This window comes from Nitrospira sp. MA-1, assembly GCA_032139905.1.
Classification (GTDB): Bacteria; Nitrospirota; Nitrospiria; order Nitrospirales; family UBA8639; genus Nitrospira_E.
Genome location: JAQJDB010000005.1, coordinates 213,287 through 231,098 on the forward strand (window position 1 = coordinate 213,287; position 17,812 = coordinate 231,098).

Genomic DNA, 17,812 nt, shown 5'->3' on the forward strand with positions numbered 1-17,812 from the left:
TCTAAATGCCAGATACATTAATTATGGGTGTGGTCTTACCAGGGCGTTTATCAAGCATGACGGGTTCATTTCCATGAAACCTGCCCGAGTGATCACCATGAAATTTTTTGAAGTAAGGCAGGCTAGGGTACATTTGGCCGCACACGAAGGTGAGAAAAAAGGGTCAAACCTATAGAGGAATTCAAAGAGAGTGCTGCAACGAGACGGTGGACTATTTACAAAAAACATCGGAGTCCAAATGCTATTTTCCCCTGTTCAATCACCCAACCCCACATCCCCTGACGCATGGCTCGATCTATGGTTATCTCAGTTCAATGTGGCGGTACCTGCCCATACAGATTCTGAGCGGATCCTATCGACAAAAAACAAATGAGCAAAAGCCAAACGTGATCGCCTTTTCTGAAGGCGGACAGATGATATGGATTAGCTTTTCAGGACATTGAGGTGTCGGGGCGAGGATCCCTTTATCCCCTACTTCGATAGTGGTTTGATTCCAAGTGTCAGGAGTCGGTTTGTTTCTGGACCCTTAATGCTTGATCGTTGATGAACAAACAATCCTGCTGTAGTTGAATTTCTTGAGAGGCTGGATGCGGAAAAGATGTGAAGGTAACCCCCGATTATTTGGCCGAAGTTCTGTGTAGACTGAGAGATAGTCCTTGCCGTGTAGAACTTCTTGCGTGAAAAGCGGGCGGAAAAATTTTTCATGGTACGTGCAACCGTCAGGCAGTACTTGACAGGTAGGGATCGATAAATGTATTGATATTGATAATTAATATCGGTATCGTTTTTTGTGCATTCAATCACATACGGCAAGAGGCCAAAGTGCTGCAAGTCCAGAGCCCACGCTCGCCGCCCGGCGACTGTGGGTTTTTTTTATGGTTACGAGGAGCGCCGGCGAGACAAAATTGGCGGGCCACTCTCAAATGCTGTTTTGCATGAATTCCCGTTTCATGGGCAATTTAAACATGGAGTATTCACATCATTGTTCCAGTTGAATGTGCCTTAATTTTTTACCTAAACGATTTATTTAAAGGAACAAAATTGCAGGAGTACGGGTAATCGTGTCGTATACGTCTTAGCTCTATCGGCCAGATAGCGTGGGGCAGAGTTTGGGTTTTGAGTAAAAAGAAAAAAATGAATTTTTAATTTATTCATCGGGACAAGATGGCAAGCGTACGGGTAATCGTGTCGTATCCGTCTTAGCTTTATTGGTCAGGCAGCGCGGAGCAGGGATTAACCTTTGAGTAGAAAGAAAGTGAATTCCCCTTCATGAATGTTGAGCACGAGACAATCGTCGATCTTTTACGAATGTGGGCGAGCCGGATCCCGCAGCAACAAGCCTATATTTTTTTAGTGGACGGTGAAACGGACGCCGTCCACGTGACTTATGAGGAGCTTGACCGGCGAGCGCAGGCTATTGCTACACGATTGAAAAGTTTAGGTGTCACCGGTGAACGCGCGCTTTTACTGTATCCACCGGGACTTGATTTTATCATCGCCTTCTTCGCCTGCTTATATGCAGGTGTGATTGCGGTACCGGCCTATCCTCCGCAACGTAAGCGTACGTTGCCACGCCTGCAAGCTATCCTGACAGATGCACAACCTAAATTAGCGCTAACAACGACACAAGTTCACGCAAGTGTCGAGCGATTCTGCAATCAGGATTCCGGGTTGGATAATTTAAAGAATCTGCAATGGTTGAGCACTGATGTGCTCACACCGGACACCGAAACAGTTTGGTGCATGCCTGACATTAACGGTCGGACACTCGCATTTCTTCAATACACATCAGGGTCGACAGGCTTACCGAAGGGCGTCATGGTCAGTCACGGTAATCTGTTGGACAACGAGCGGGTAATCAAGCAGGCATTTGGACATACGGAGCAAACGGTCGTGCTCGGATGGCTCCCCCTCTATCACGATATGGGATTGATCGGGAACGTGTTGCAACCTCTGTATCTCGGTGCGCCGTGCGTGCTCATGTCTCCTCTTCACTTTCTGCAGAAGCCGTTACGGTGGCTGTCCGCGATTTCGCGATATCGTGCGACGACCAGCGGGGGGCCGAATTTTGCTTATGACCTGTGCGTGCGCCAAACGACTCCGGAGCAGCGCGCGTCGTTGGATCTCAGTTGTTGGACGGTCGCGTTTAATGGGGCTGAACCGATTCACCCTAGCACGCTGGATCGATTCACGGACGCCTTCAGTGGGTCGGGGTTCCGTCGGGAGGCGCTGTATCCGTGTTACGGGTTGGCAGAGGCGACCTTGTTTGTTTCCGGGGGTGAGAGGACAAAGCCTCCGGTACTTCGAAGGATTAACAAAAACGAATTGCAGGAGCACCGCATCCTTGATCGGACGGAATCCGATGCCGAGATGCAACAATTGGTGGGGTGTGGATATTCACGTTTCGAACAAGAGATTCGCATTGTAGACCCCGAGTCGTTACGAATTTGTCTGGTTGGCCGCGTCGGAGAAGTGTGGGTGAAAGGGCCTAGCATCGCAAGGGGTTATTGGAATCGACCGGAAGACACGTCACGGACATTCGGAGGTTATACCTCGGATACCAGCGAAGGACCGTTCCTTCGAACAGGTGATCTTGGGTTTGTGAAGGAAGGTGAACTGTTCATCACGGGGCGGTTGAAAGATCTCATCATAATCCGTGGTCGCAACTATTATCCCCACGATGTCGAACTGACGGCACAACAGAGTCATGAGAGCCTTCGACCGGAAGGCGGCGCGGCGTTCTCGATTACGCTCCAAGAAGAAGAGTCCCTGGTGGTCGTCCATGAAGTGGACTCCCGTCCTGCCTCATTCAATGCCCAGATGGTGATAGCCGCAATTCGTCAGGCCATCACCGAACATCATGAAGTACAAGTTGCGGCAGTGGTGCTCATCAAGGCAGGGACACTCCCCAAAACGTCCAGTGGAAAAGTTCAGCGAAACCTGTGTCGTCTGAAGTTTCTCGCTCAGGGATTCAATGTGATCGGGCAGTCCGCCCTGCCGACATCTCCTTTTGAAACCGAATACGAACGGGGAGAGCAAGCAGACCGGGGGCAAGGGAATGAGCTAGAAGCAACCGTCATCGGGATTTGGTCGAAGGTGTTGCAGCAGCCGAGAATTCACCTCCAGGACAATTTTTTTGCCATGGGGGGGGATTCATTGCGCGGAATGCAGATGTTGGCTCGTCTACAGGAAATCTGTCGAGTCGATGTGCCGTTGGATGCGCTTTTCGATTATCCGACCGCGGCGGAATTTGCCGCCCACATCGGGACCCTCACGCCCTCTGTCGAATCGACTTCGGGGACGTCCATTCACCATACGTCACGAGAGGGAGCGTCGCCCCTGTCGTTTGCTCAGGAACGGTTCTGGTTTCTTGAGCAGTTATCACCCGGTACTCCGTTTAACAATATTCCCATCGCACTGCGGCTGAAGGGTTCGCTCGATATCGAGGTCCTCCGTCGATCGCTCGACGAAATTGTTTCTCGTCATGAGATTCTCCGTGCCACCTTCGTTCTACGCAATGGCCAACCGGCTCAGATCATTGCACCTCGTCTTGAGCTTCCATTGTTGATAGAGGACTTGCAGCGGGTTTCCGAGTCGAGTCGTGAAGAGCAGCTTCAAAGCCTGCTCGGAGATGAGGCTCGTCGACCTTTTGATTTGATTAAGGATCCACTTCTTCGCTTTCGATTATTCCGGGTTAGCGAAGCCGACCATGTTCTTTCGCTGACTATTCATCATATTGTCGCGGACGGTTGGTCGATGGGTATTTTCAGCCGTGAACTGGCAGCGTTGTACCAGGCATTTCTGCAGGGGGGGGGCTCCCCGTTGCCGGCTCTTCCGGTCCAGTATCTCCATACGGTCATTCAGCAGAGAGAAAGTGTTCGAGAACAAATATTTCAACGGCAGGTGACCTATTGGCAACAGCGCCTGGACCATGCTCCCCACACCCTGAATCTGCCGTTTGATTTTCCCCGACCGGAAGTACAGGGGTATCGAGGGGCACGCTATGAGTGGACATTGGATGGGTCACTTGTCCAGCAGTTGCAGGCGGTTGGGTATCGATATCGGACCACGTTGTTCATGACGTTGCTGGCGACCTTTAATATTCTCTTGTCGCGCTATAGCGGTCAATCAGATCTCTGTGTCGGAACGCCGGTTGCTAACCGTAACCGGATTGAGTGCGAATCCCTGATTGGTTGTTTCGTCAATTCGGTCGCCTTGCGTGCCGATCTTTCCGGCAATCCACCATTTCCTGATTTCCTCGATCAGGTTCGAGCGACGGTTCTTGGCGCCCAGGCGAACCAGGAGATTCCATTCGAGCGATTGGTCGATGAGTTGAAGGTGGGTAGAGACTTAGGTCATACGCCGATCTTTCAGGTGATGTTCGTCCTGGCGGATCGTCCATCGGATGTCCGTGCGTTGGGAGGCCTGGAAGCGTGCAGGATGAGTGTGAATACACAAACATCCGTGTTCGACCTGACGTTGGAGATGGCAGAAAAGGCCAACGGGAATCTGGGGGGAGTATTCGAATACAGTACGGATCTGTTTACGAGCCGGACAATCGTTCGTATGGCCGAACATTTTCAGGCCTTGTTGGCTCAAGTCGTCGCATGTCCGGAGTCCCGCGTGGATGATTGGCCAATGGTGACGGCGAACGAGCGCGCGTATGTCCTCGTAAACTGCAATGAGACGACAACGCCTTATCCTGATGAGTCTTGTCTACATCAATTGCTTGAGGCTCGGGTCGCTGAAAGTCCGGATGCCGTGGCGCTGCTGTGCGAGGGGCGTTCGTATGCCTATGACTTCATAAACAGCAGAGCGAATCAACTCGCCCGGTATTTACGGGCTCAAGGAATCGGTCCGGAGATTCCCGTGGCCCTGTGCGTGGATCGGTCTCTCGAAATGGTGGTTGGTCTCCTGGGCATCCTCAAGGCCGGCGCGGCCTATGTGCCCATGGATCCGACCTATCCCAAAGAGCGGCAGTCGATCATTCTCAAAGATGTCCACCCCCGGCTGCTCTTAACGCAAGGGAAATTTTCCGGAGAGCTGCCGGATCAAGCGGTACCGGTCTTTGCACTCGATAGTGATTGGCCCGTGGTGGCCGGGTTTCCGGACACCAATTTGCCGAATCTCACGAGCCCCGACAATCTGGCTTACATTCTCTATACCTCCGGGACTACCGGCCGGCCAAAGGGAACCGGCATTTCCCATCGAGCACTGGTAAATCACGCGACCGCGATGGTGAGGCAATACGGTCTTGCTTCGACGGATCGTGTCCTTCAGTTTGCATCCGTCAGCTTTGATGTGGCTGCCGAAGAATGTTTCCCGACATGGATTGCGGGGGCAACGGTGGTGTTGCGCCCCAATGAGCCGGTTCCTGCCTGTACCGATTTCCACACATTTCTTTGCGAGCAGGGCCTGACTGTCCTGAATCTTCCGACGCCCTATTGGGCGGGGTGGGTCGAAGAGATGGAGCGAATCAGCCTGCCGGTTCCACCGTTGATCAGACTGGTCATCGTGGGGAGCGAAAAGGCCTTGCCTGCCTCTCTGGTCCGCTGGCGACGCGTCGTTGGAGATCGTGTTGTCTGGTGCAACTCGTATGGCCCCACGGAAACCACGGTCACCGCCAGCAGTTATGTGCCAGGACCGGAGGTGGATTGGACAACCATGCCCAACGTACCGATCGGACAACCAATTGCGAATGTCGAGTTGTATGTTCTTGACTCGAATATGCAGCCCGTTCCGCTCGGTGTGCCGGGCGATCTGTACATCGGAGGACTGGGGCTGGCTCGTGGATACCACCAGATGCCGGCCCTCACTGCTGAAAAATTCATTCCGCATCCATACAGCCGTGGGGCAGGGGAACGGTTGTACCGAACCGGTGATCGTGTCCGTCGGCGGCCGGACGGGCAGGTGGAATTTCTGGGACGACGGGATGAACAGGTAAAGATCCGAGGATTCCGGATCGAGCTTCCTGACATTGAGTTCCATGCGCGCCAATGTCCCCAGGTAAAGGAGGTCAGAGTGTTTTTGGAATCCGGTGGGGTTCCCGGATGGCCGGCACTCATCGGCGGCCTCAGTGAGATCGAACAAGACCGGAGGCTGCAGGAAGTTGAGTGTTTGACTGCAGTGGAAGCGCAGTGGGTGTATGACGTGGAATCGAATGCTGAGGAACGGAGGAAGACTGTGATTCAACGAAAGCCGGAGTTTGATGTGTTCCTGAAAATCAATAACGGAGAGTTCTTAACGCCACCGCGTGAAAATCAGCGCAACTGGCTTATGCGCCGGGCCCTTGACGAATTTTCTGATGATCTCGTCGCCCTCGACGCAATTTCTAAGCGGTTTGTTTCCGGGTCAGACCGGGTCAGCATCGATCAGAGCTGGACGGGAAGTCGGGCCGAATATACGCCTTCTGAACTGATCATCGAAGGGCAACAAGTCATGCAGGATTGGGAAGCGCCCTTGATGAAGGCGATGGCCGACATTGCCACGGAATCCCGTGGCGATGTGCTTGAGGTCGGATTCGGAATGGGTATTTCAGCGACGTACATTCAGGCCGGTCAACCTCGTTCGCACACCATCATTGAGTGCAACCGTGATGTGATGAATGTGTTTTCGGACTGGACCGGGCGATACCCGGGTCGGGATATTCGTCTCGTTCAAGGACAGTGGCAGGAAGTCGTTGGGACATTGTCTGACTTTGACGCCGTATTTTTTGATACCTATCCGGCGAGTGAAGCAGAGTTTGAAGAGACGGTGATCAATAGCATCAACTTTGCCGAAGCCTTTATACCTTCGGCTGCAAAATTATTGCGGCCGGGTGGCGTATTTACCTATTACACGAACGAGATTGATTCCTTCAGCCGACGGCATCAACGATTCCTCTTCCAGCATTTTAGTTCATTCACCCTCAGCATCGTCCGATCGCTGCTTCCGCCGGAGGATTGTCATTATTGGTGGGCAGATTCGATGGCTGTCGTCAAGGCGGTGAAGTGATATGGAGGATGCTGTTCAACGGATCAATCGCCTGACCGAACCGCAGCGAAAACTTCTTCGCTTCAGATTGGGGGGCATGCGGTACGAACGGGAAGGGGAATCTCGACTGGTGGGGTATGTCGTGCCTTGTGTCCAAGATGCGACGACTGTTCAGGATCTCCGCGGATTTTTGGCAGAACGTCTCCCGGATTATATGGTGCCAAGAACCTGGATTGTTCTCGACGCTTTCCCTCTGACATCCCGCGGAAAGGTAGATCGCAAGGCGTTACAGGATATGGCTCGGTCGGCACCGGATGCGGTGTCTCATCAGCAGGGCGCGCCTCGAAACGACTGCGAGCGAAATATCGCAGCGATTTGGAAAGAAGCGCTGGGTCTGCACGCCGTCGGACTGCACGACAATTTTTTTGATCTGGGCGGGCACTCCCTTCTGTTGCCGAAGGTCCTCACTCAGATACGAGCCTTGACCAAGCGCCAGGTGGCGATGGTCGATCTGTTTCGTTATCCGACGGTACAGGCATTGGCCGCATTTGTCTCGGCGGATGGGGCGCCAATTGTGGAAGCAGGGGCAACGCAACAGGTTCGTGATAAGCGAGAAGCGGGAGTGAGGCGGATGAAGCAGCAACGACGACAGAGACAAGAAGCGGTGAGGGGCGAATGACGGACGCCGTGGAGCTATCCAATGAGGACCCAGTCGCTGAGGGCTTGGAAGTAGCCATCGTCGGGATGGCCGGCCGATTTCCAGGTGCGAACAATCTTGATGAGTTTTGGCGCAATCTTCATGGTGGCGTCGAGTCTGTCTCCACGCTGAGTCGTGAAGAGCTACTGGAGTCTGGAGTGGAGGCAAAGGTTTTGGATCGGACGAACTATGTCCGGGCTCGCGCGGTATTAGATGAGGTCGATCTCTTCGATGCCAAATTTTTCAATATGACACCTAAAGAAGCCGAGATCATGGACCCTCAGCAGCGACTGTTCCTTGAATGTGCATGGGAAACACTGGAACGCGGTGGATATGACCCGGAGCAATATCAAGGATTGATCGGCGTTTACGCAGGATCGAGCACCAGCGGTTATCTCTTTAATTTATTCCCTCGCCGGATACTCTTACAGTCGGCCGCTGACATGGCGGCGATGCTCGGCGTGGAAAAGGATTCACTCTCGACGCGTGTGTCCTACAAATTGAATCTGGAAGGGCCCAGTTTAGCGGTGCAAACGGCCTGTTCGACGTCCCTGGTTGCGGTTCATCTTGCCTGCCAAGCCCTGCTGAGTGGTGAATGTGATATGGCCCTGGCAGGCGGTGTCTCTATCAGTGTCCCGCAGAAAGTGGGCTATCTCTATCAGGAGGGCGGCATCGTCTCTCCGGATGGTCATTGCCGGACCTTCGATGCTGATGCCGAAGGCACTGTCGGCGGGAGTGGCGTGGGCCTGGTGTTGCTCAAGCGGTTGCAGGAGGCGGAAGCGGATGGCGATCATATTTTTGCGGTGATCAAGGGTTCGGCGATTAATAACGATGGGGCCGCCAAAGTCGGTTACACAGCCCCTCGTATCGAGGGCCAGGCTAAAGTGATTAGAGCGGCGCACCTGGCATCCGGCGTGACGGCTGACTCCATCTCGTATGTCGAGGCTCATGGAACAGGGACCCCAATGGGGGACCCGATCGAAGTAGAGGCGCTGACCCAGGCCTTTCGAGCTTCGACGGTTCGTACCGGATTCTGTGCCCTCGGTTCAGTCAAAACCAATATCGGCCATTTGGATGCTGCGGCCGGCATCGCCGGTTTGATCAAGACGGTACTGGCCCTCTCCCATAGGCAGATTCCCGCAAGCTTGCATTACGTTCGCCCCAATCCCGCCATCGATTTTTCCGCTACACCGTTTTATGTGAACAGGACCTTGTCGGAGTGGGGGCGTGGCGAGTCACCGCGCCGCGCGGCCGTCAGTTCGTTCGGGCTTGGAGGCACGAATGCGCATGTGGTTCTGGAGGAGGCACCGTCACCTCAGAGCGCATCTGAAGTGGGTGAGGAAGGCCGTTGTCAGTTACTTCTGTTGTCGGCCCGGTCGGAAGCGGCCTTGAACGAAACGACAACTCGTCTTGCGACGCATCTCCATGCACATCCGGACCTCTGCCTTGCCGACGTGGCCCATACTCTTCAATCAGGTCGGAAAGCCTTTCCGTATCGTCGTTGGCTGATGGCCAGGAATACTGAGGAAGCCGTGCGGCTGTTGGGTCGCCCCATAGTTAGGGGAGGAACCGCCGGCCCTGTGGAAGGAGAACATCGGGTTGCCTTCATGTTTTCCGGACAGGGTTCCCAGTATCCACATATGGGGCATTCTCTTTATCAGCAACAGTCTCTGTTCCGCGAGCATGTGGATCGGTGCGCGTCGATGTTAAATCGGCGGCTCGATCGGGACATTCGGACAGTACTGTTTCCTGCCTCTGGTGCAGAAAAGGATCTGATTCATCAGACCAGCCTGACCCAGCCGGCACTGTTCGTGTTCGAGTATGCCCTTGCGCAACTCTGGAAGGCATGGGGAATTCACCCACATGCCATGATCGGGCACAGCATCGGGGAATATGTCGCGGCCTGCCTATCCGGGGTATTTTCAGTTGAAGACGCGTTGGCGATCGTCGCGATGCGCGGGAGATTGATGCAGGAGCTTCCACCCGGAAGCATGCTGGCCGTTCCGCTCACCGAGCTGGAGTTAACACCGTATCTGGGCGGCAATCTGGATCTCGCTGCAGTCAATGCTCCTGGACAGTGTGTGGTCTCCGGAGCTGATGACCGGATCGATGCATTGGACCGTACGTTGGCAGCTCAGAGCATTCGAGGTCGGCGCCTCAAGACCTCGCATGCGTTTCATTCATCCATGATGGATCCGATTCTGAAGCGCTTTGAATCCTTTCTTGCCGGAATAGAAATGCAAGCCCCCCAAGCTCCCTGGGTATCGAATGTGAGTGGTACTTGGATTCGATCCGAAGAAGCGTTGGATCCCGCTTACTGGTCCCGTCATTTGCGCTCAACGGTGCGCTTCTCCGATGGGGTTCGAACATTGTTGGAAGAACCGGCGCCGGTATTTTTGGAGATCGGTCCCGGTCGCACGTTGCAAAATCTGGCCAGGAGGCATCCCGTTCCGGTTGGCTCATTTGTGCTGGCCTCACTTGATGGCCTCGATCAAAAGGCGGCCGGTCAGGACGAAATGCCTGTCATCCTGGCGACGCTTGGTTCTCTTTGGGGGGCTGGGGTTCGAGTGCATTGGAGCGGTCTGCAGAGCGGGCATCGGCCACGACGAGTTGTTCTGCCGACCTATCCTTTTGAGCGGCAGCGTTACTGGGTGGAACCTGGTCGGAGTGAACCTGTCCAGGTTCCTGCGTCCGGTAAAAGGCAGGCCGATCTCTCGAAATGGTTTTATCAACCCTCGTGGAAACGGTCAGTACTCGTGGCGAAGGGTAAACAACGTCCGGACGAAACGTGGCTGGTTTTTCTCGATGAACGGTCGAGCGGCGCGGGACCTGTCAGAGAGCTGGAACGACAGGGCCGGTCGGTGGTCACCGTGTTGGCCGGCAGGGGATTTAAACGGTGTGTCGATGGGACCTATCGAGTAAGACCAGATTCCCGTGAGGATCATGAGTTGTTGCTTCGAGAATTGACCAGCCGGAATCACCTTCCATCCTGTCTCCTGCATGCCTGGACCATCGGGGATGAATTGCAAGAAACAACTGCTACCGGGCGACTCCAGGTGACACAAGAAAGAGGATTTCTCCATTTGCTCATTCTTGCGCAAATTTTCGGATGCCGGCGCACGGCTCGACTCTCGATCCTCGTCCTTTCTCAAGGGTTGCATGATGTCACGGGCCAGGAATCATTACGTCCTGAACAGGCCACCGTGCTGGGAGCCTGTCGTGTCATTCCACAAGAGTATCCGGGCGTGACATGCGGTGTGATCGACCTGGAACAAGTTGCTACGGAGACGCCATTTTTCGATGAAATTTGTGAACGGCTCATCGAGGAAGTCTCCAATCTTGATGCTGAGACGGTCGTGGCCTACCGAGGTGGACATCGATGGGTACAGACGTTTGAGCCACTCATCCTTGCAGAAAGCGATACAGATACTTCTCTGCTGTGGGAGGAAGGGGTGTATCTCATTACGGGCGGTTTGGGCGGGGTGGGACTCTGCCTTGCCGAGTATCTCATTCGTACGGTGCATGCGCGGGTGATTTTGACGAGTCGGACCCTCCCGACTCCTGAGCAGCGTGAGCGTGTGGCCGGCCTGGCGCAATCGGGCGATCGCGTTCTGGTTCTTCAGGCCGATGTCGCTGATCCTGTGCAAATGCAGGGAGTGATTGATGAAGCCCTTCGACAGTTCGGCCGAATTCATGGGGTGTTTCATGCAGCGGGAATCGCCGGCGGCGGACTTCTGGAGCTGAAAAACCCGGAATCCGTATGGAATGAATTTCGTCCAAAGGTTTCCGGAGCCTTGGTGCTGGAAGAGGCGTTTCGCGATAGGCAACTTGATTTTGTGATGTTCTGTTCGTCCCTGACGGCTGTGGTTGGAGGGGTGGGCCAGGCGGCCTATTGCGCGGCCAACGCCTTTCTGGATGCCATGGCACATGCCAGCACGAAAAAAGGAACACGCGTCATCTCTGTGAATTTCGATCGATGGAAACAGGTCGGTATGTCGGTTGCAGCGGAAGAGTGGCTCAAGACCTTGCAGGTCCCTGAAGAGGATTTGGATGGCATGACTCCGCAGGAAGGTCAGGACGTGGTCCACCGAATTCTTTGCGGGCCGAACCTCCCGCAGGTTGCCGTGTCCATCCGTGATCTGCCGACAGTGGTCGCTTCCGTTACGCGGATTTCGTTGACGCCATCACAGATGAGGCAGGCAACGACTCCGTCTGTCATCGGAGGCGCCACGGAGTCCTTGGAACAAGAGGTGGCAGACTTGTGGCAACAGATTCTGGGCACCGGACGTGTGGGGCTTGAGGATGATTTTTTCCGGGTGGGGGGCGAATCCTTGAGCGCCCTTCAGCTGTTGAATCGTGTTCAAGAGCTTTTTGGTATCGAGCTGTCGCTCCGCGAATTCTTTGATGCACCGACGGTTTCGGGATTGGTCAAGCAAATTCGCGCGGCGCGAGCCACCGGAGCACAGCAAGAGCCGAAAATTGTTCCCATTCCTCGTCAAGCCCGACGATTGCGGGGGGCTTCGGTATGAGATCGACTGCGGTGTGGCAGCCGCGAAGGAACGAATTCAGATGAACTTGATCAGATTTTTGATACGCAGTTCCTGGCAATTGCTGCTGGGTTCCATTCTGGCCGGTGTGGTGAGCGGGCTTGCCGGAGCCGGAATTATTGCGGTCATCCATAGGGGAATGAACGGGACCGATTGGTCGTCCATGCTTGCCTGGAGTTTTCTGGCCCTCGCGGTACTGGTCGCCGTGACCAAAGCCCTGTCGGAAATTCTGCTGACCAGGTTGGGCCAACGCACCATTTCAGAGTTACGAATGCAGCTGAGTCGACGCATTCTGCATGCCCCGCTCCGTCAGTTTGAGGAACTGGGTTCACATCGGTTGCTCGCTGCCTTGAGCGACGACACGGACGTTATCGCGCAGGCCTATGTCCAGTTGCCGCTTATCTGCGTCAATCTCGCGACGACGATCGGCTGTCTTGCATACTTGGGATGGCTATCCTGGCCACTGCTGATTCTCGTTCTGGCATTTATGGCACTCGGGAGCATGACGTTCAATCTGCAGGAACAGCGCGCATTGCAATATTTCAAACAAGCACGAGAGACCAACGATGCCCTGTTCGGACATTTCCGTTCCATCATGGCCGGGATCAAAGAACTCAAGTTGCATCGGCCGCGGCGGGAGGCGTTTCTCGAAACATTGCTTCAGCGAACTGTGAGGGAGTATCAGCGGGACTTTGTCGGGGGCATGACGGTGTATTCCATCGCGTCCAGTTGGGGAACGTTTCTCTTCTATGCCGTCATCGGCGTCATCCTCTTCCTCTGGCCGTCATGGCGTGACCTGCCTATTGAGACTGTGGTCGGCGTCACTCTGGTCCTGTTGTACATGATGGGTCCGTTTGCGCAGATTATAGAATTGTTGCCGGGTGTCGGTCGCGCGAATATCGCTCTGAAGAAAATTGAGGCGCTGGGCCTGTCGTTGGCTGCCTCTGCCACGAATCTTACTGGTGAAGCCGTTTCCGGCCCAGCGATTGAACTCGATCCCAGTGGCTGGCGGTGTCTGGAATTATCAAACGTCACGCATCGGTATTATCGCGAGGGAGAGGATTCCAGTTTTACTGTGGGTCCGATCAATTTAAGTTTTTCTCCCGGTGAAGTGACGTTTCTCATCGGCGGAAACGGAAGCGGTAAGACCACGCTGGCGATGTTACTGTTGGGTCTCTACACACCTGAGTCTGGAACGGTTTGCCTCGACGGTGTCCCGATCGAGGACGCCAATCGTGAAGCCTATCGACAATTGTTTTCAACGGTATTCTCGGATTTCTGTTTATTTGATTCCCTGCTGGGTCTCCAGAGAGACGATCTGGATGCGGAGGCTCTTATGTATTTGGAACGATTGCAACTCCGGTCCAAGGTACAAATCGAGCAAGGCGCCTTCTCGACCCAGGCGCTTTCTCAAGGACAACGGAAACGACTGGCGCTGTTGACGGCCTATGTTGAAGACCGGCCGTTTTACGTGTTCGATGAATGGGCAGCCGATCAGGACCCGCTGTTTCGAAAAGTGTTTTACACGGAGCTTCTTCCGGATCTGAAGGCACGGGGCAAGACGGTTTTCGTCATTACGCATGACGACCAATATTTTCCGTTGGCCGATCGGTGCATTCGAATGGATTACGGAATGATCGTGGATGTCGCCGCACAATCCACGATTTGCAGCGAGCAGGATTTTGCATTGTCTCAATCCACGGGGTCCGGAGTGGCCGGGAACCCAGTACGGGCGGGTTCTTTATTCAAGGAGGATCAAGTATGACGGTTCATGTCGATGAAATATGGGAATCCATTGCGACCGGTCAAACTGCCCGGATAGAACATCTGGGCGCCAATCCCTATCTGGAGCGGCAAGCGCTGAGAGAGTCGAGTGCACGCAGTTACCCGCGCCGGCTGCCACTGGCGCTCAAGAAGGGGAAGGGCATCTATGTTCAAGATCACGAGGGGCGGACCTATATTGATTGTCTGGCCTGTGCCGGGGCATTGGCTCTTGGCCACAATCATCCTGTCGTTGTCGAGGCGATCAGCCGGATGCTGCGGGACGAACTTCCGTTTCAGACGCTGGATTTGACCACGCCGGTCAAAGACCGCTTTGTGGAGAAAGTGTTTGAGTGTTTGCCGAAGGAATTTGCCGATGGTGCGAAAATTCAATTCTGTGGACCATCCGGGGCCGATGCGGTCGAGGCGTCGATCAAACTGGTGAAGATCGCGCGTGACCGACGGACGATCCTGGCATTTCAAGGGGCCTATCATGGGATGACGCATGGCACGCTGGGACTGACAGGCGATCTGGGCCCGAAAAGAGCCATCAGCGGGCTCATGGCTGATGTCCATTTTCTACCCTATCCCTATGCCTATCGTTGCCCGTTCGGTGTGGGAGGCGAAGAGGGGCATCGTCTCTCCAGTGCGTATATTGAGCGGCTCCTTGACGATCCCAACAGCGGTATCGTGGAGCCGGCCGGGATGATCCTGGAGGTAGTCCAGGGGGAGGGCGGAGTTATTCCGGCGTCGCTGAGCTGGCTTCAGGAAATCCGCCGTATTACTCGAGAGCGCAACATTCCCTTAATTGTCGACGAAGTTCAAACAGGCCTCGGTCGAACGGGGACCCTGTTTGCGTTCGAACAGGCGGGCATTGTGCCGGACGTCGTTGTCTTGTCCAAAGCGATCGGCGGCGGATTGCCGTTGAGCGTGGTGGTCTATCGGCCTGAATTGGATCGATGGACGGCAGGGGCGCATGCAGGCACCTTCAGGGGTAATCAAATGGCGATGGCGACCGGGGAGGCCACGATTGATTTTATTTGCCGCGAGCAGGTGGCATTGCATGCCGCCAGAATGGGCGAACGGCTGATGAGCAGCTTGAAACGAATACAGGGTGACTCACGGAGTCTCGGCGATGTGCGGGGTCGAGGTTTGATGGTGGGTGTGGAAGTTGTCGACACCAACAAGTCCTCGGATAAGTCCGGGGGGTTCGCTGCTGCGCCGGCTATCGCGAGCAAGATCCAGAACGAAGCCTTGCGGCGAGGACTGATACTGGAACTGGGCGGGCGGAATAACAGTGTTGTGCGGTTTCTTCCTCCCTTGATCGTCACAACGGAACAGATCGATACGATCTCGACAATTTTCTCAGAGGCCGTCTCGGCGGCGGAGCGGGATTAATCGACATGACGCCTTTTCGTGTGGTGGCGATTGTCACTGTTGTCATTGTGGCAGCTGCGGGTGGATGGAGCGTGCTGGTGCTGCGCGCCTCCCTCCCGGTTTTGGACGGCGACGTGAAGATAGGAGGAATACAGGCGCCCGTGACCGTGACGTTTGACCCACAAGGCATTCCCACGATCATCGCCGCATCACGATTGGATGCGCTACGGGCGCTGGGGTTCGTGACGGCGCAGGACCGCCTCTTTCAAATGGATGTATTGCGTCGAAGCAGTGCCGGACGGCTGGCCGAGGTGTTCGGGGAGTCGGTCGTGGATATGGACATCAAGCAACGAACGGTCGGGTTTACACAGGTGGCGGACGCCGTCATGAGCCGTATGCCCGAAGAGCAGAGATCGGCTTTGGAGGCTTACGCAGAAGGAGTCAATGCATTTCTCGACCAGATGGAGGGGCTTCCGGTCGAATGTGTGATGCTCGGTTACCGTCCGGAGATCTGGCGGCCGGCAGACAGTGTGCTGGTCGTATTGGGAATGTTTCAGGTGCTGAACGGATATGAGGAGGATGAACGCATGCGCACCGTCATGGGCAGCGTCCTTCCAGACGACGTTTTGGCCTTTCTCGTTCCTGCCGTCGATGCCTACACCGATAAGCTGCTGCGAGGCATTACATCACAGGCCGCGATGTCTCCTATCCCGGTGCAGACTCTGGCCACGATTCGGCGTCCCTTGGACCTGAGCCGGATATCCCGGGCGTCGATTGTCAATTCCGATAAACCCGTCGTGGGATCGAACGCCTGGGCAATCGGGGGATCCAGAACAACAGACGGCCGAGCCATTCTCGCCAACGATATGCATCTTGACGTGGCGGTTCCCAATATCTGGTATCGCGTCCAGCTTCAGTACGAGGACGTCGAGATGGCCGGCATTGTCGTGCCGGGAATTCCTGTGATGATCACGGGGTCGAACGGGTATGTCGCGTGGGGCTTGACCAATGTAGAAGGAGATTTTCTTGATCTCGTACAGGTGGAACTTAATCCTCGTAATGCGCAGGAATATGCGACTCCGGAAGGCTGGCGTTCCTTTACCACCCGTGGAGAAACGATTGTGGTCAAGGATGGAGATGACCGGCAGGTCGAGGTGAAGGAAACGCTCTGGGGGCCCCTGGCGTCCGAACCTTTGCTTGGACGACCGGTGGCAATTCGTTGGACCGCCCTTGATCCGGATGCAGTGGATGTGGGGTTGCTGCACCTGGATCGGGTCCGTTCTTTGGCGGAGGCGATCTCTGTGGTGAATCGCGCGGCCGGACCCGCAAACAATGTGCTGCTTGCGGATAGGGATGGTCACATTGCCTGGACCTATACAGGCAGGATTCCCATTCGCCATGGATTTGACGGTTCCGTCAGCCTTTCATGGGCGGATGGCCAGGCAGGATGGTCGGGATTCATCGAACCGGATCAGTTGCCGCGAATTGTGAACCCTCCGTCAGGATTTCTGGTGAATGCGAATCAACGCATGGTGGACGGCAACGACCCCTATGTGATCGGCCATTCATTTGCCGGCGGGTATCGAGCGTATCGAATTACTGAGCGCTTGCGCACCATGGTCCCGGCGCGTGAGCCGGACTTGTTCTCCATTCAACTGGATACGACGACGGAGATCTATGAGTTCTACCGGAGCCTGGCGTTAGAGTTGCTGAACCAGGCGGAGGTTCAGCAGAAACCTCATCTGTGGGAAGCCCATCGTGTTCTTGATGCCTGGAATGGAAAGGCTGATGCCGGGAGCATTGGAATTGGGCTATTGGCGGAATTTAGGAACTCGTTGGCGCGCTCGGTCTTTACACCATTTTTGGAAGAATGCCGTGAGAAAGACAAAGGTTTTGTCTATGACGGAAATCTGGATACCCCTTTGCGCGCCCTCCTGACTGCGCAAGTGCCTCAGCTTCTCCCGGATCAGGAGCACTTCACGGATTGGCATGACTTTCTTCTGCATGTGCTGGAGCAAAGCATTGAGGATCTGAAGGCCAGATATCATGTGGTGACCCTGAGTGAATTGACCTGGGGAACCATGAATCGGGTCGAGATGGTGCATCCGTTGGGGAATGCAATTCCGGGTTTGGGATATGTATTAAATATGCCGGAAGAAAAAATGCCCGGATGCAGCCAGTGTGTGCGAGTTATTAGCGGAAGTCTCACAGCCAGCCAGCGCATGGTGGTGTCTCCGGCTCATCATGAAGACGGAATATTTCATATGCCGGGCGGACAGTCGGGGCATCCGTTTTCACCTCACTACCGAGATCAGCAGCCCTACTGGAGTAAAGGCATTCCCACGCCATTGTTGGCAGGCCCGGTCACGCATCGACTTACATTGAGCCCTTTGCCGGGGCACACGTAACGGACGGAGCAACTTACGCGACGTCAGAGACTTTACCCTAACCATATAAG

6 protein-coding genes are annotated in these 17,812 nt (G+C 54.9%); all 6 read left to right on the forward strand.

Annotated features, from left to right (window positions below; all coding sequences use genetic code 11):
- The first annotated feature begins 1,269 nt into the window (after positions 1–1,269).
- From PJI16_05520 to PJI16_05545, 6 genes are read left to right on the forward strand one after another with little or no spacing between them, the layout of a single operon-like run.
- Positions 1,270–6,993, forward strand: coding sequence for an amino acid adenylation domain-containing protein (locus tag PJI16_05520; protein ID MDT3777017.1), 5,724 nt, complete (start codon positions 1,270–1,272; stop codon positions 6,991–6,993).
- A 1-nt stretch (position 6,994) separates the two neighbouring features.
- Positions 6,995–7,651 (forward strand): phosphopantetheine-binding protein, encoded by a 657-nt coding sequence (locus tag PJI16_05525; protein MDT3777018.1) that lies wholly within the window; start codon positions 6,995–6,997, stop codon positions 7,649–7,651.
- The gene (locus tag PJI16_05530; protein MDT3777019.1) at positions 7,648–12,198 is read left to right on the forward strand and encodes an SDR family NAD(P)-dependent oxidoreductase; all 4,551 of its coding nucleotides are present in this window, start codon (positions 7,648–7,650) and stop codon (positions 12,196–12,198) included. Before PJI16_05525 ends, PJI16_05530 begins: the two co-directional genes overlap by 4 nt.
- Positions 12,199–12,238: 40 nt before the next feature.
- Positions 12,239–13,981 carry a cyclic peptide export ABC transporter gene (locus tag PJI16_05535; GenBank protein MDT3777020.1) on the forward strand — a complete coding sequence of 581 codons (1,743 nt, stop codon included), beginning with the start codon at positions 12,239–12,241 and terminating at the stop codon, positions 13,979–13,981.
- Complete coding sequence (locus PJI16_05540; GenBank protein MDT3777021.1) at positions 13,978–15,375, forward strand: diaminobutyrate--2-oxoglutarate transaminase; 1,398 nt, start codon at positions 13,978–13,980, stop codon at positions 15,373–15,375. Before PJI16_05535 ends, PJI16_05540 begins: the two co-directional genes overlap by 4 nt.
- Positions 15,376–15,380: 5 nt before the next feature.
- Complete coding sequence (locus PJI16_05545) at positions 15,381–17,762, forward strand: penicillin acylase family protein (protein ID MDT3777022.1); 2,382 nt, start codon at positions 15,381–15,383, stop codon at positions 17,760–17,762.
- The last annotated feature ends 50 nt before the right edge of the window (positions 17,763–17,812 follow it).

Bases quoted from the DNA above. Each gene is read 5' to 3' on its own strand.
- PJI16_05520 (MDT3777017.1), top strand. From the start codon at position 1,270: ATGAATGTTGAGCACGAGACAATCGTCGATCTTTTACGAATGTGGGCG.
- PJI16_05545 (MDT3777022.1), top strand. From the start codon at position 15,381: ATGACGCCTTTTCGTGTGGTGGCGATTGTCACTGTTGTCATTGTGGCA.
- PJI16_05535 (MDT3777020.1), top strand. From the start codon at position 12,239: ATGAACTTGATCAGATTTTTGATACGCAGTTCCTGGCAATTGCTGCTG.
- PJI16_05540 (MDT3777021.1), top strand. From the start codon at position 13,978: ATGACGGTTCATGTCGATGAAATATGGGAATCCATTGCGACCGGTCAA.
- PJI16_05525 (MDT3777018.1), top strand. From the start codon at position 6,995: ATGGAGGATGCTGTTCAACGGATCAATCGCCTGACCGAACCGCAGCGA.
- PJI16_05530 (MDT3777019.1), top strand. From the start codon at position 7,648: ATGACGGACGCCGTGGAGCTATCCAATGAGGACCCAGTCGCTGAGGGC.